This window comes from Wylensekiella montiformis, assembly GCF_009697385.1.
GTDB classification, from domain to species: domain Bacteria; phylum Bacillota; class Negativicutes; order Selenomonadales; family Selenomonadaceae; genus Selenomonas_A; species Selenomonas_A montiformis.
Genome location: NZ_VUNL01000015.1, coordinates 1 through 14079 on the forward strand (window position 1 = coordinate 1; position 14079 = coordinate 14079).

A 14079-nucleotide genomic window follows, 5' to 3' on the forward strand; every position below is an offset into this window, starting at 1 on the left:
GGTTATTGGCGCAGCCACGCAAGCCAAGCTCCTTATGATCTTCGTAATATTGAATTGCGTCAAGTTTAAACTGTTTGTCATGTTGTTTAGCCATTCTGAAATCCTCCTCAAGATAGGTACATATATTGTACCATGTCATAAACTTATTTAGGATTTCTCATTTTGACTTGTACTATTTATATTCTAACTCCAGTTCCAGCATTAGGAAAAGGTGTTGTCACCACCCCATAACAAGTATTAGAGAACGCTATTGGGAAACTATACTCTTTCCATTGAGCCGTTGTTATTGCATAAGTCCCCCACTGTACAGTGGGGAACAGGCTATACACAGAATTATGTAACTCTCCCAATAGCATCCAGCAGTGAAATATACTCTATTGCATATGCGCCAAAGTGGATGAATAACAATGTAACTGCGCTAACAGTAGATCCTAATAATCCGCTGACGCGATTGGCTTCCTCAGGTGGCCCTGGAGGGACGTCATTCACGTATATGGTAGTTGGTAAATAATTTTAGGATCAGTAACCATAGGCATAAAAATAAAATGTTCCCGAGCCTCCACGAAAACCACCGGCTGTTCCTGTTAATGTTGTCTTCGAATCATCAAATGAAACTGGGACTGACGAAAATGTTGCACTTTTGCATGAGCCGAAAATTCCAGCTACTCTTTCAGAAAATGCAATCGGGAATGAAAAAGGGGTCCCATTTTGTGATGCTGATGTAACAATTCCCCACTGTCAAATTCCAATGGCCCTCCAAAAAGCATAGTGATTAGCATCTGAACGATAGTGGATTTGCAATGTTGTTTTGTCTACGCTGTACAGTGGGGAAAATACTCATTAAACACAAATAATTGGAAATCATATAACTTCCCAATTGCTTTCCAAAGCGCATGCTACGGAGTGATAGCAAATATGGTCCCCGATGCTGGTACAGCGAGTATGGCATCTCAAACACCAATCACGATAGCTAGTTATTCAAAAACTGGGTTTTATGCAGGCACTTATGGTGGTAATGCTGGTTGGGGATTTACAGCATTTGCATTGGGCAAATAAAATGGCTATTAATGCCCAATAGCGACATAAAATGACTGCACACTATATATGCCAGTGCTCACAGCTGCAGGTCCGCCGTAGAATCCTGTCCTATCGCAGTATTTAACACCATTCATGTCAACATTAGCTCCACTGTACAGTGGGGAAAACTCGTCATTGGTGGCTCATCATGGGTTAATTCCCCTGTTAGTTTCCCGATAGCTTTCTCAGATACGCCCCTTAGCGTTCAGGTAACTGTAGGTGGAACATGGAGCGACCAAATTGAATGCTCCGTATACAGCGTGGAATGGCTGATACATTTAGTGGGCAATCGACAAAAGTATCGTTTCCTATTTCGTTTCCGAATGAATGCTTTAATATTACGATTTCGCCGACTAACAAAGCTGAAAATTTCTCACCTTCTTCAAATGCCGTAGATGGCGGTTCTGGTGTTAAGTATTTTGACAAAACGGGGTTATATGCTGGCGCATCAACAACAAATCTGAGATTTTTTTGGAAAGCGTATGGCAATTAATCAGTAACCTACAACGAAATACCCCTGTGCTATTCCGCAAGAGTATCCTGATTTCGTTAAATCTCTGATATTGTATTTAGCGAATGAGCCTGCCTCGTATTGTGTATTACATACTACTTGCCAGCATTCGTTTGGAAAAGAAATGGGCCAGGTTCCACTAGGTGTGGTTGCCATTCCCCACTGTAAAATGAAAGGAGAAAAAATGAAATATTTATCTAAATTTGATGCGGAAGGAAAGAGAATTTCATCTTATCCACTTGACGTCTTAATGACGGCTGAAACAATTGAATCTATGAAATCTGAGGGATTCATTGAAATCAGTGAAGAGGATTGGAATTATTATATTGGTAATTACGGTATGGGTAATTACGGTACCGGATATGTACGCGACGCTAAAACAGGCAAACCTGTCGATGCACCGGCATATGTACCAACAGTCGGAGAGAAAATGTCTGAGATTAAAGCCAGTTATGAATCTCAAATCGACGCACTGAAGGAATCGCTGGCGACAGCGACATTATCGGGCGACGATGAGTTGGTAGTCGATTTAAAAAAGGAATACGCAGATTTAATGATTGAATATCAGAATGCGTTGAAAGGAGCAGAATAACTATGATTAGAAGACCACGTTGCCCGTTTTGCGGATATCGACTCGATGAAAAGGGCCGTTGTCAGCATAAGAAATGTGCAGACTATGAGCGCACCAAAATTCTTGAAGCCATTGATAAAAAACAAGAGGAAGAAGCTGCAGCTAATGCTGTAGAAAATGCGCATGAGCCCAGTCAGGATGCAGGTTCAAGCAACGTATCTAATGGCATAATCTAAATGACAAGTAAATTACCAAAAGAAGCCGCTACATCGTTACGATGAGCGGCTTTTGTATTCCCTACGTTAAGAACATGTTAAGGACAAATGCGGTCAATAGCTCGAAGTAATTCCCGAGTTGTTTTATGCGTATAAACTCGTTCGGTAACGCCTTCGAGCGAATGGCCAAGAATTAATTTTATTACTGTTCGGTTGATATCGGCAGAGTCAAGCATTGATGCCAAGGTATGACGAGTCTCATGTGGAGTATGCTGCATGTGGAAATGCCGCATAACGGGGTCAAATATCATTCTCCGAAAAGAATCATAGGAAAAACGACCACCATCGGATTGAGAAAACAGATAAATGCCATCAGACTCCATGAGAGCCTCATACCAAGGAACTAGCTTCTTAGGTATAGGAATCTGTTTTCGCCTGCGACTGTCTTAGAATGGCGCACAACGAACAGCCTTCTTCTAAGCTTTACATCAGATTTACGAACGTGACGAAATTCGCCAATTCTGCATCCGGAATACATCAGCATGAGGACGATTCGTATCTCACGAGGCATTTCATCGATACCACGCCACAATTTATTTCGCTGGCGGATTGTGAACGGCTTTTTGACATAAACTTTCTTCGGTTTATCAATGTCGAGGTAACGGGCATAATCTCTCGTAATGAGGTCATATTTTGCACCATACTTATATAACTGCTCAAGAAGGCATCGAACCTTCTTCTGCGTCGAATATCCGCATCCAGCCGTTCGGACATCATCAATAACGGCATCGAGATGTGGTAGACGGATATCAACAAATTTCATGGAATGGAGGCGCTGGCAATGGCGATAGCTATTACGATACCCGATACGGGCGGACTCGGAACGGAGCTCCGGGAAGTGTTTTGCCTTCCACAGCGCATACACTTCGGCAAAGGTTGTTTTGCTGGGAGACAGCAGGGCGGGGTCGCGGTTGTATTCCACGAGGTAGGCCATAGCATCTTCGAATGTTTCAAAATACCCCAGGGCTTTCTGTTTCCCTTGGATTGTTTTCTTTGCAACATACGGCCTCCGCCGATTCCCTTGCAGTTTATAAACCGTGCCGAAACCATTCGGTAATTTCATAAATAATCATCTCCTCTTATTAGAGGATACCAAAGGAGGAAAAATTGCAGAATATGAATACAGTTTACGAGGTGCTTAAATCGATGATACCAGTTCGCATGGAAGCAGTATGGGGGGCAGCCGTAGGGATGGCGGGCGGGCTGTTTACCTTTATGTTTGGCGCATGGAACAGCGCACTTGAGACCTTGCTCATGCTGATCGTACTTGACTACATCAGCGGGATGCTGGCGGCCTATATCAATCCGAACCTTGCTCTGGACAGCAGGCGGGGATATAAGGGCATAGCCCGCAAGGTGTTTATTCTTGTGATTGTGGCAGTGGCGCATGGTATCGGCATGTTCCTAAATGCCAACGAGGTATATGCCATGGTCGTCTATTTCTACATTGCAAATGAGGGGCTCAGTATTACGGAGAACGCTGCCAAGGCAGGTGTGCCGATACCGACCAAGATTGTCGAGTCTCTTGAACAACTGACCCAGCAAAAGAAAGCGCGGGAGAAATCGGAGGAACGATGAATGCATTAGCTTGGCAAGAATTATATGAAGCATTTGCTGCCTTTGCATATATAGCACGGCGGCAAGGATTTTATGTTGGGGCACTGGATGAGATGGAGCACAGCCTTTTTGATATGCGCCCATTCCCCTGCAGTTTCCGACCGAACAAGAAAGGAGTACACAGGAAATGAGAGCAGTTGACATCGACGAATTGCGGCAGTTGGCCGCCGACGCCCGTGAAAGTATTTGGGAACAGGCGAAAGCCTACAACCGGGAGCCGAAAATTTACTTGCACTGGACGGCGGGCCACTATGGCCAGTATTACCTCAACGACTACCACGTAGCCATTGATAAGGACGGGATCATCTATGTGGACGCCCCGCTTGATGATGTGCTGGCCCACACCTACCGGCGCAATAGCGGGGCCGTGGGGATTACCCTTGCCTGCTGCGTCGGAGCAACCAGCGCTGACCTGGGGTCCGAGCCGCCCACGGCAAGACAGATTGAGGCCATGGCACAGGCCATTGTTGCCGTGGCAGACGGGCTCTGGCTGACCATCGACCGCGACCATGTTCTGACCCATGGGGAAGCCGCGGACAATATCGACGGTATTTACCCGCACGAAGAGTATGGACCGCTTACCACGGTTGAGCGGTGGGACCTGCAGTATTTGGGCACGGATGAAAGCCCGTACTACATCAAAGACTACGATGACCCGCGCACGGGCGGTAATGTACTTCGCGGTAAGGCGAACTGGTACCGTAACGAGTGGGCGAAGTAACTATTTTTCAATCGTTCGAACGATTCTCGAACGATTCTCGAACGATTGATTATGAGCAGGTTAAAGTAAGAGGTTGAGTATATGAAAGTAAAAGAGTTGAGAGAAGTATTACAATCACACCCAGATGATAGTGATATCGTGATTGACATGCCTAAAAATGTCACATTTGGGACATATGACACGATGGGTGTTTTGACTATGCGCGATGCGGACAAAAGTTTTACGTCTATCATCGTTGGGGAAAAAATTTGGCCAGTAACAGAAGGGAGAAATTAACATGAGTAAATGGGTACAGATTCGCGATTCTATCGAGGACGCATTAAAGGTGGATGCTGTTAGCAAGAACATGAAAGCCGATTTTGTGACGTGGCTTGGGGCTGAAGGCACGGATTTTGCCCAGAAGGCTGTTGACAGCATCAATGAGGAATGCAAAAAAGATGCTGCAACCGAAACCGGTTGGTGTAAGATTCGCGACGCGGCAGTTATTCCGGTAACGCTTAACATTGGAATGTATGTGCTAAAATTAGTGCTTGAAAAAGCGGCCGCCGAGAAGTTGTAACGGTAATTAGATAGGAATACATAAAGCCCCGATACTCTTACGAGCGTCGGGGCCTTATTTTACATTAATACATCGAAAAACATAGTATATCCCTAGCATTCCATTACGCGGACGCGCCGGCATCGGATGCCTATTTTTTTGCCCTTTTCCGGCCGGATATGATACAATAAAAGATAGTTTTGTATGTCAGGGCGGAGGATGAGGATCCTATGATACACATGCGTGATGTTTCGAAGGTTTATGAGAATGGGACGGTTGCGCTGGACCATGTTCAGGTGGATATCGGCAAGGGGGAGTTCGTATTCATTGTGGGCGCCAGCGGCGCGGGCAAGTCGACCTTTATCAAGCTGCTGCTGCGTGAGGAGCTGCCCTCAGGCGGAAGTCTTATCGTCAATGGCCGGGACGTGGTCCATATGGAGCGGGCGGAGATACCGTATCTTCGCCGCGGCCTCGGTGTGATTTTTCAGGATTACCGCCTGCTGCCGGACAAGACGGTATTTGAAAATGTGGCCTTTGCGATGCAGGTCATTGAAGCGCCGCGCCGCATCATGCAGCGCAGCGTCTTTTCGGTGCTGGATGTCGTGGGGCTGCGAGACAAATACGACAGCTTTCCTTCGCAGCTTTCGGGCGGGGAGCAGCAGCGTGTGGCCATTGCCCGCGCGATTGTCAACAATCCGGCCATCGTGATTGCGGATGAGCCGACAGGAAATCTGGATCCGGATACGAGCTGGGATATCATGGATATTTTCCAGCGCATCAATAAAGCCGGAACGACGATTGTCATGGCGACGCATGACCGGAACATCGTCGATACGATGAAGCGCCGGGTGATCGCCATCGAGGATGGGCGCATTGTCCGCGATCAGGCACGGGGAGGTTATGGCTATGAAGCTTAGGACAGGAGAATATTTCATTCAGGAAGTTTTCCGGTCGCTGCGCCGCAACAACTGGATGTCCTTCGCTTCAGTAGGAACGGTCACGGTTTCTCTGTTTGTGCTTGGCGTGTTTCTTCTGCTGGTCATGAATATGAATCGGCTGGCCTCGATGCTGGAGTCGGAGGTGCAGATCAGCGTTTATCTGGAAGGCGGCATCAAGGCGGAGGCTCGAAGGGATCTGCAGCAGGATATTGTGAATATGCAGGGGATCGAGACGGTGAAGTTTGTCAGCCGGGAGGAGGCAAAGCAGCGCCTGTCCGAGCGGCTTGGCGATCAAAAGTACTTGCTCGACGCCCTTGGCGATAAGAATCCGCTGCCGGATTCCTTTGAGGTCACGGTTGTTCATCCCGATATGGTAGGGACGGCGGCGGACGCCATAGCCCGCATGGACGGGGTGGAGTCGGCGAAATACGGGCAGGATGTCGTGCGCCATCTCTTTGACATCACGCGCTTGATCCGTATTTTCGGACTGGTGCTCATGCTCCTGCTGGCAGGCGCGACGCTGTTTATCATATCCAACACCATACGGCTTACTGTGTTTGCCCGTCGGAAGGAGATCGCCATCATGAAATACGTCGGCGCGACGGACTGGTTTATCCGCTGGCCGTTTCTGATGGAAGGGATGGTGCTCGGATTTATCGGCGGACTGCTGGCGGCTGTTGCGCTGCGCAGCTTTTATGCGGCTATGGCGGCCAAGATTTACAGTACATTGGCCTTTTTCCCGCTGCTTCCGCAGTATCCGTTCATGAATTATGTGACGGCGGTGATTCTCCTTTCCGGGATGGTGATCGGCGCGATCGGTTCGACGATTTCGCTGAAGCGGTTCCTGAAGGTATGAAGGGAAGTCTTTCCATGAAGAAGAAATGGGTACGGGCCGCTGCTCTGGTGATGGCATCCGGAGTGACGGCCGCATCGTTCCTGCCGACGGCACGGGCTTCGCTGGAAGAAGACCGCGCCGGATACGACGCGAGGGCGGAGGAAAAACTGAAACAGAGTACGGCCATACGGCAGAAAATCGAATCGCTGTCGGAGGAGAAACGAATCCTCGATGAGGAAGCGGAGACGGCTGTGGCGGACCATAATAAATGCAAGGCGGCGCTGGAGGAAACGGTGCAGCGCATGGAGGAGAATACGGCCCGGCTCAAGGAAGTCAGCGCGGATTATGACAAAAAGAGCGAACAGCTGGGACGGCGGGTTCGCGATATTTATATCAATGGGCAGATTTCTTATTTGGATGTCCTGTTTGGCGCGCATGATTTTTCGGATTTTATGACGCGCATGGATCTGCTCAAGAAGATCATCCGGCAGGATTATGTGCTGGTTCACGATGTGCTGAATGAAAAGAAGGAAATCGAGAGCGCCCGGCAGAGTCTGGAGCGCGATATGGATGTCCGGCAGGAGCAGGAGCAGAAGGCGCGTCAGGCCCGGGCGACAATGGAAGACAAGGTGCGCCAGCGCAATCTGCTGCTGCAGAAAATGCGGCAGGACAAAGCGACGATCGACCGGGAATACGATGAACTGATGGCGGCGTCCCGACAGGTCGCGCTGATGCTGCAGCGCAGCAGCATGGCGAATATGCCGGCCGTGTCCGGCGATGGATCGATGATCTGGCCGGTCGGCGGCACGGTTACTTCGGATTTCGGCTGGCGCACGCATCCGATTTCCGGCACACAGAAATTTCACAGCGGCATTGATATCGGCGCCGATTACGGGGTGCCGATCGCGGCGGCGCAGAGCGGTACGGTGGAGTATGCGGGTTGGATCTCCGGCTATGGCAATGCGGTCATCATCAATCATGGCGGTGGAATCACGACGCTTTACGGACACAATCAGTCGCTGGCCGTGTCGGAGGGACAGCAGGTCAGTCAGGGGCAGACGATCGCTTACTGCGGTTCCACCGGCAATTCGACCGGCCCGCATTGTCATTTCGAGGTGCGGGCCAACGGGGAGCCGGTCAGCCCGTATGGGTATTTAGGATGAGGGGAAGAAGAGGATGAGCAAAAAGAAGATTGCTTTCGGCATCGTGGTCACCGCGCTGATTTCCAGCCTGCTGACACTGGCCGGACTGGCGGTGCTTTTGGGGCTGAACGGTCCGCGGGCCGTGGATCTGGCGCGGTTCCTTGGCGTCAAGCGCCTGATCGAGACACGATATGTCAATGAAGTGGATCCGTCGGATCTTATGGACGGGGCGATTGACGGCATGGTGAAGTCACTGGGGGATCCGCATTCGATCTATATGAAAGCGGATATGTACAAGGCGCTTAAGGAGCATACGGCCGGAGAGTTCGGCGGCATCGGCGTGACGATGGGCTTTAAGGATAATAAAGTGACCATTGTATCTGTGCTGGAAGGGACGCCGGGCGAAGCGGCCGGCCTTCGGACCAATGATGAGATCGTGGCGGTCGACGGGAGGCCGGTGACGGATTTTCAGCCGGAAGAAGTGGCTATGCATATCCGCGGCGAAGTCGGTACGGAGGTTCGTCTGATGATTCATCGCGAGGGAAGCGCGGATCAGGAGTATACGATCCGGCGCGATACGATTACGATCCGTTCCGTTAAAGGAAAGATGCTGGACGGAACGGATATGGGGTATATCCGAATCGCGTCCTTTGGCGAGCATACGGGGGCGGAGTTCCGGGAGGAATACGAGAAGCTGGAACAGGCAGGGATGCAGGGGCTGATCCTTGACCTGCGCGAAAATCCCGGCGGTCTGATCACGAGCTGCGTAGAAGTAGCGGATCAGATCGTACCGAAAGGGCCGATTGTTTCGGTGGTTCAGCGGGATGGTTCGCGCGAGGAGCATGATTCCACGCTGGAAGAGCCGAAGCTGCCGATCGTTGTGCTCATCGACGGCAACAGCGCGAGCGCTTCGGAGATCTTAGCCGGCGCGCTGCAGGACACCGGAGCGGCCACTCTGGTTGGAACCAAGTCGTACGGCAAGGGGTCGGTTCAGGTCGTCGTGCCGTTATTCCATGATGACGGACTGAAGCTGACGATTGCCAAATATTATACGCCGAACGGGCGCTGCATCGACGGTATCGGCATCGAGCCGGACGTGGAGATCGCTTTTCAGGATGGCGATACAAGCGATGTCCAGCTGCAAAAGGCGGAGGAGGTATTGCGGCAGAAGCTGCCCTGATCGGTTATCCATACTACAGAAAAAAGTCTCATCCGCGCCTTTCGGGCGTCCGGATGAGACTTTTTTCTGTTCAGCGGTATTTGCGTATGCACTGCAGAAAAGCGTCGCCGTATTTCTTTTGCTTGAGTTCGCCGATTCCCTTGACATCCAGCAGCTGATCCGCCGTTTCCGGCTGGACGCGGCACATATCGCGCAGGGTGGCGTCGGAAAAGACGAGGTAGGGCGGGATTTGTTCGCGGGCGGCGATTTCCTTGCGCAGGGCGCGCAGATGGTCGAACAGTTCCGGCGCTGCCGGCTCTTTTTCCGGTTCGGGTTTCGGGAGGGCCTGAAAGACTTTTTCCTGTCCCCGCAGCACGGCATAGGCGGCGGGTTTTAAGGTAAGAACGGGATATTTGCTTTCCGTCAGGGCAAGGTAATCGGTGGCGACAAAGCGCTGGATGAGCAGCTTGATCTCGGACAGGGTGCGGTCCCGAAAAAGCCCGTAGGTGGACAGCGCATCGAAGTGAAACTGACGGACGCGCTTGTCCGCGGAACCCTTGAGTACCTGTGCGACGAGCGACAGGCCGAAGCGTTCGTGCATGCGGTAGACGCAGGAAAACACCTTTTGTGCATCGATGGTGACGTCCGTTCGTTCCAGCCCTGCCCGGCAGTTGGAGCAGTTGCCGCAGGTATCCGGTGCGGAGGAATCGCCGAAGTAGCAAATCATGAAATGGCGCAGGCATTCCGGTGTATGACAGTAATCGACCATTTTCTGAAGCCTGCCGAGATTGTGGGCCTTGCGTGTTTCGTTTTCCGTCGAGACGTCGATCAGGTATTTTTGCGTCATCGTGTCCTGCGGGGAGTAGAGCAGGATACAGGCGCCCGGCTCGCCGTCGCGCCCTGCGCGGCCCGCTTCCTGATAATAGGATTCGATGTTCTGCGGCATGTTGTAGTGAATGACGTAGCGGACGTTGCTCTTATCGATGCCCATGCCGAAGGCATTGGTCGCGATCATGACCTGAATGTTGTCATAGAGAAAATCTTCCTGCGCTCTGGTGCGCTGCTGCTCGGTGAGGCCCGCGTGATAGCGGCCGGCAGAGAGTTTTTTCTTCTGCAGGAGCTCGAAGAGACGGTCGACTTCCTTGCGCGTTGCGGCGTAGATGATGCCGGATTCGTCCGGATGCGCACGCACATAGTCCGTGATAAATTTTTTCTTGTCTTCGCCGCGGCGCACCTCAAAATAGAGATTGGGCCGGTCAAAACCGGTCATGTGTACCTGCGGCTTTTGCAGAGCGAGCAGGCGGATGATGTCCGCCCGAACCTCGGGGGTAGCTGTGGCCGTGAATGCGCTGACGAGAGGGCGGCGCGGCAGTCCAGCGATGAAGGGGGCGATCTGGCGATAGCTCGGTCGGAAATCATGACCCCATTGGGAGAGACAATGCGCTTCGTCGACGGCGACCATCGAAATGGGCTGGTGTTCGATGATGTATTGAAAATAATCCGTATCGAGGCGTTCCGGTGCGACGTAGACCAGCTTGTACCGGCCGGCGGCGATATCCTTGAGCCGGGCTTCGGATTCAGCGGCTGAGAGCGTGCTATTGATATAGGAGGCCGGTATTCCCTGTCCGGTCAGTGCATCAACCTGATCTTTCATGAGAGAGATCAAAGGGGAGATGACGAGCGTAATGCCGGGAAAAATCATGGCCGGGATCTGAAAGCAGATGGATTTTCCGGCGCCGGTCGGCATAATGGCGATGGTATCCTCGCCGTTCAGCAGGCTGCGGATGACGGGCTCCTGAGACGGGCGGAAGGCCGGGTATCCGTAAAAGCGGCGCAGGAGATCCAGCGCCTGTTCGAAATAAGGATGATTCATGAAAAAGAACTCCTTTTTAACGATTCTTTCATCTTTTTTTTATTTCATTGCAATGACTCTATTTTATCATAAACCGAATAATAAACTCTACTGGAATCGGATAAATATGATAAGATAGAAAAATAAGAACAATATCCATCCGAGCATTTCTTCGTCACAGGAGGGCGATTCCATGACATTCCGTTTCATTTCCCGAAAGAGCCAGACCCGTCAGGCAGTGCTGCTTGCCGCTGCTCTGCTTTGGGCCATGCCGTCCGGCATGGCTGCGGACCTGTCGCTGCAGGAGGCTATCCGCATGGCCTTGTCGCAGAATACCGGACTGAAAATCACCCAAAAAGGAGAGGATTCTGCGCAGGCAGCGCTGAATCAGGCGCGGGGAAGCAACGCTCTTTCCGTTTCCGCCTCGGATTCGCTGACTTCGAGCAGGGAGAAAGGCAGTTCACGCCGGGATTCCAACAGCGTGGGGCTCAATGCGTCTTTTCCGCTTTATTCGGGCGGGAAAAATCAGGCGAATATCCATAAGGCGGAACTGGGGGTCAAGGCCGCGGACCTTGCTACAGAGCGCAGCCGGGAGGATCTCAAGCTCAATGTCATCAAGGCGTATTATGATGCGCTGGAGGCCCGCAAGACCGTCGAGGTACGTCAGGAAACCGTCGATAAATATCAGGAGCATTACACCAATGTCAGCCAGCTGTATTCGGCCGGCTCCAAGGCCCGCATCGATGTCATTCGCTCATCGGTCGAGCTCAGCAATGCGAAGCAGAATCTCATAAAATCGCAGAACAGCTATGAAGTGGATCTGGCCGCTTTGCGCAATTATCTCAATATGGACCGGGCAGAACCGCTGTCCCTTACAACGGATTTTTCCTACGATGCGTTTGCCATCGATATGAACGACTGTATTCATTATGCCTGGCTTCACCGCAAGGACCTGCTTCAGGACCAGTATAAGCTGGAACAGCAGGAGCAGGCCGTCAAGGCGGCGAAGGCGGGGAATCTTCCTTCGCTGAAGGTCAATCTGGGACTGGATCAGTCCAATACCTTTCATCCATCCTCTTCGTCCGGTCATGGCGCGTCAGCGGGAGTCTCTCTGAACTGGAATCTTTTTGACAGCGGCGTGACGAAGGCGGAGATCCAGGCGGCACAGATCGAATACGATATAGCCAGACTGAACCTGCTAAAGGACAAGGAGGATGTCGATCTTGCCGTCCGTCAGGCTTATTACAATATGCGTGAGGCGGAGAAGCGGTTTAACTCGACAAAGGATGCGGTCAATCAGGCGGAAGAGGATTACTATATTGCCCGGGAAAAGTACCGGGCCGGCGAAGGTCTGATGCTTGATATCATCGACGCGCAGGAAGCGTTGTCTACCGCCCGTCTGAATTATATCAGCGCGCAATACGATTATGCGCGGTATAAGGCATCGGTCGAAAATGCCATGGGCATCAGCCTGACGCCGGAAGAAAAGCAGGCGGCGGAGCAGGCGGATATGGACACTTCGTCCGTCCTTGCCTCTTCTGCTGTAAACCGCGAGGCCGGAGACACGAAAGCCGCGGCCCGGGAATCGATGACGCAGGCCGGAACGGCAGGGATGGTATCTGCCGGTTCGGCCCAGACCGCTTCCGCATCGACCACTGGAGAAGTAGCCGCTGAACTGGCGGGGAATGGAGAAACCAAATGAAATGGAATGGGAAAATCAAGGCCGGCATCGCTTTAGTGCTGATTGCCGTCTGTGCGTTCGGCGGCTGGCGATATGTCCAGAACCAGCAGCGGGCAAAAGAGGCCGCCGCTGTGGAAACGACAGAGGTGGTCCGGATGGATCTCAAATCGACCGTTTCGGCGACCGGAACGATCCGGCCGGTTCATTCGGTCGAGGTCAGCTCGAAGATCACGGCGCGCATCAAGAGCGTATTGGTCAAAGAAAACGATGAGGTGACGGCCGGACAGACTGTGGCATTGCTCGACGGCAAGGATTATGAGGCCAAGCGGGATCAGGCGCAGTACAAGGTCACCAATACGAGGGCAAAATACGATCGTGTGAGTTATCTGTACAGCATCGGCGCCGATACACAGGAACAGCTGGAGGACGCCCGGCTGAACTATGATACGGCGGTATCGGCGCTGTCTGAAGCGGAGTCGGACATGAATGAAATGACCATCACGGCCCCTATGTCCGGTGTCGTGGTCGGCGAGCCGAAAACAGCGGGAACGATGGCGGTTCAGGGCTCGGACAATCCGACGGTCATCATGCGCATCGCGGATCTTTCCAGCAAACAGATTCAGGCCAAGGTGGATGAGACGGATATCGGCAATGTAAAGGTGGGGCAGACAGCGACCTTTACGGTAGACAGTTATACCGGCAGGACGTTTACCGCCCGTGTCTCAAAAATTTCTCAGACGGATACCGGGAACAGCTGGGATACGAGCAACTCTTCATCGTCATCTTCGTCCAGTTCTTCGGCCAGCGTTATTTATTATTATGTGACGCTGGATGTCGATGATCCGGACAACGAGCTGCTGCCTGCGATGACTGCCCGGGTCGAGATCAATACAGCCGACCGGCCGGGCGCGCTGGTGGTTCCGATTTCCGCATTAAAGACCGATGCGAACGGTTCCTATGTTGTGATAAAGAACCCCGACGGCAGTCAGGAAAACCGCCATGTTGAGACGGGCATTTACAGTGATGAATATGTGGAGATTCTCGACGGACTGTCGGAAGGAGAACAGATCGTCAACACGTATACGGCGAAATCAACCTCCTCCTCGAAGTCCAAGAACAGCGGGGGGCCCGGCGGTCCGCCGATGTAAAGACAGAAAGACAG

Annotated in this window: 20 protein-coding genes and 1 pseudogene; 15 read left to right on the plus strand and 6 right to left on the minus strand. The window is 51.8% G+C overall.

Features of this window, described 5'->3' with window-relative positions:
* Positions 1-176: 176 nt before the first annotated feature.
* Positions 177-356 (minus strand): gp53-like domain-containing protein, encoded by a 180-nt coding sequence (locus FYJ78_RS13190; protein WP_456242918.1) that lies wholly within the window; start codon positions 354-356, stop codon positions 177-179.
* A gap of 163 nt (positions 357-519) precedes the next feature.
* Positions 520-729 carry a hypothetical protein gene (locus tag FYJ78_RS13195; RefSeq protein ID WP_456242921.1) on the minus strand — a complete coding sequence of 70 codons (210 nt, stop codon included), beginning with the start codon at positions 727-729 and terminating at the stop codon, positions 520-522.
* Between the two features lie 60 nt (positions 730-789).
* On the opposite strand from FYJ78_RS13195, the gene FYJ78_RS13200 reads away from it, so the two are divergent.
* The 3 genes and pseudogenes from FYJ78_RS13200 to FYJ78_RS12770 all read left to right on the plus strand — a co-directional run bounded on the left by FYJ78_RS13200 (position 790) and on the right by FYJ78_RS12770 (position 1570).
* On the plus strand, positions 790-1056 hold the full coding sequence (locus FYJ78_RS13200; protein ID WP_456242919.1) for a gp53-like domain-containing protein: 267 nt from the start codon (positions 790-792) through the stop codon (positions 1054-1056).
* A gap of 122 nt (positions 1057-1178) precedes the next feature.
* Positions 1179-1310: pseudogene (locus tag FYJ78_RS13205) on the plus strand (gp53-like domain-containing protein); the annotation flags it as partial.
* A gap of 32 nt (positions 1311-1342) precedes the next feature.
* Complete coding sequence (locus tag FYJ78_RS12770; protein ID WP_195847958.1) at positions 1343-1570, plus strand: gp53-like domain-containing protein; 228 nt, start codon at positions 1343-1345, stop codon at positions 1568-1570.
* Here the strand turns inward: FYJ78_RS12770 and FYJ78_RS13210 are convergent, their stop codons facing one another.
* On the minus strand, positions 1571-1744 hold the full coding sequence (locus FYJ78_RS13210; protein WP_456242920.1) for a gp53-like domain-containing protein: 174 nt from the start codon (positions 1742-1744) through the stop codon (positions 1571-1573).
* Here FYJ78_RS13210 and FYJ78_RS11350 point away from each other — a divergent pair.
* Together FYJ78_RS11350 and FYJ78_RS11355 are read left to right on the plus strand one after the other, a co-directional pair.
* Positions 1713-2180: a hypothetical protein gene (locus FYJ78_RS11350; RefSeq protein WP_154621498.1), complete on the plus strand. Its 468-nt coding sequence runs from the start codon at positions 1713-1715 to the stop codon at positions 2178-2180. The genes FYJ78_RS13210 and FYJ78_RS11350 overlap by 32 nt on opposite strands.
* A gap of 2 nt (positions 2181-2182) precedes the next feature.
* Positions 2183-2395 carry a hypothetical protein gene (locus FYJ78_RS11355; protein ID WP_154621499.1) on the plus strand — a complete coding sequence of 71 codons (213 nt, stop codon included), beginning with the start codon at positions 2183-2185 and terminating at the stop codon, positions 2393-2395.
* A 77-nt stretch (positions 2396-2472) separates the two neighbouring features.
* Here the strand turns inward: FYJ78_RS11355 and FYJ78_RS13045 are convergent, their stop codons facing one another.
* Both FYJ78_RS13045 and FYJ78_RS13050 read right to left on the minus strand, forming a co-directional pair.
* Complete coding sequence (locus FYJ78_RS13045; protein WP_235900036.1) at positions 2473-2757, minus strand: tyrosine-type recombinase/integrase; 285 nt, start codon at positions 2755-2757, stop codon at positions 2473-2475.
* A 20-nt stretch (positions 2758-2777) separates the two neighbouring features.
* Entirely contained in the window at positions 2778-3497 is a 720-nt protein-coding gene (locus FYJ78_RS13050; RefSeq protein WP_235900038.1) for a site-specific integrase, read from the minus strand.
* A 53-nt stretch (positions 3498-3550) separates the two neighbouring features.
* Here FYJ78_RS13050 and FYJ78_RS11365 point away from each other — a divergent pair, with 53 nt between their 5' ends.
* The 8 genes from FYJ78_RS11365 to FYJ78_RS11400 all read left to right on the plus strand — a co-directional run bounded on the left by FYJ78_RS11365 (position 3551) and on the right by FYJ78_RS11400 (position 9405).
* A complete protein-coding gene (locus tag FYJ78_RS11365) occupies positions 3551-4012 on the plus strand; it encodes a phage holin family protein (protein WP_235900040.1) in 462 nt (153 codons plus the stop codon).
* A gap of 166 nt (positions 4013-4178) precedes the next feature.
* On the plus strand, positions 4179-4772 hold the full coding sequence (locus FYJ78_RS11370; RefSeq protein ID WP_154621500.1) for an N-acetylmuramoyl-L-alanine amidase: 594 nt from the start codon (positions 4179-4181) through the stop codon (positions 4770-4772).
* Positions 4773-4853: 81 nt separating this feature from the next.
* The gene (locus FYJ78_RS11375; RefSeq protein ID WP_154621501.1) at positions 4854-5048 is read left to right on the plus strand and encodes a hypothetical protein; all 195 of its coding nucleotides are present in this window, start codon (positions 4854-4856) and stop codon (positions 5046-5048) included.
* Position 5049: 1 nt separating this feature from the next.
* Entirely contained in the window at positions 5050-5331 is a 282-nt protein-coding gene (locus FYJ78_RS11380; protein WP_154621502.1) for a hypothetical protein, read from the plus strand.
* A gap of 209 nt (positions 5332-5540) precedes the next feature.
* On the plus strand, positions 5541-6227 hold the full coding sequence (ftsE, locus tag FYJ78_RS11385; RefSeq protein ID WP_154621503.1) for a cell division ATP-binding protein FtsE: 687 nt from the start codon (positions 5541-5543) through the stop codon (positions 6225-6227).
* Positions 6217-7104 carry a permease-like cell division protein FtsX gene (gene ftsX, locus FYJ78_RS11390; RefSeq protein WP_154621504.1) on the plus strand — a complete coding sequence of 296 codons (888 nt, stop codon included), beginning with the start codon at positions 6217-6219 and terminating at the stop codon, positions 7102-7104. Before ftsE ends, ftsX begins: the two co-directional genes overlap by 11 nt.
* Positions 7105-7118: 14 nt before the next feature.
* A complete protein-coding gene (locus FYJ78_RS11395; RefSeq protein ID WP_408014466.1) occupies positions 7119-8246 on the plus strand; it encodes a murein hydrolase activator EnvC family protein in 1128 nt (375 codons plus the stop codon).
* A 13-nt stretch (positions 8247-8259) separates the two neighbouring features.
* Positions 8260-9405, plus strand: a complete 1146-nt coding sequence (locus FYJ78_RS11400) for a S41 family peptidase (RefSeq protein ID WP_154621505.1) — start codon at positions 8260-8262, stop codon at positions 9403-9405.
* Positions 9406-9475: 70 nt separating this feature from the next.
* Here FYJ78_RS11400 and recQ read toward each other — a convergent pair whose 3' ends face one another.
* Positions 9476-11257 carry a DNA helicase RecQ gene (gene recQ, locus FYJ78_RS11405; protein ID WP_154621506.1) on the minus strand — a complete coding sequence of 594 codons (1782 nt, stop codon included), beginning with the start codon at positions 11255-11257 and terminating at the stop codon, positions 9476-9478.
* A gap of 172 nt (positions 11258-11429) precedes the next feature.
* On the opposite strand from recQ, the gene FYJ78_RS11410 reads away from it, so the two are divergent.
* Both FYJ78_RS11410 and FYJ78_RS11415 read left to right on the plus strand, forming a co-directional pair.
* Positions 11430-12938 carry a TolC family protein gene (locus tag FYJ78_RS11410; RefSeq protein WP_154621507.1) on the plus strand — a complete coding sequence of 503 codons (1509 nt, stop codon included), beginning with the start codon at positions 11430-11432 and terminating at the stop codon, positions 12936-12938.
* On the plus strand, positions 12935-14065 hold the full coding sequence (locus tag FYJ78_RS11415) for an efflux RND transporter periplasmic adaptor subunit (RefSeq protein WP_154621508.1): 1131 nt from the start codon (positions 12935-12937) through the stop codon (positions 14063-14065). Before FYJ78_RS11410 ends, FYJ78_RS11415 begins: the two co-directional genes overlap by 4 nt.
* Positions 14066-14079 lie beyond the last annotated feature (14 nt).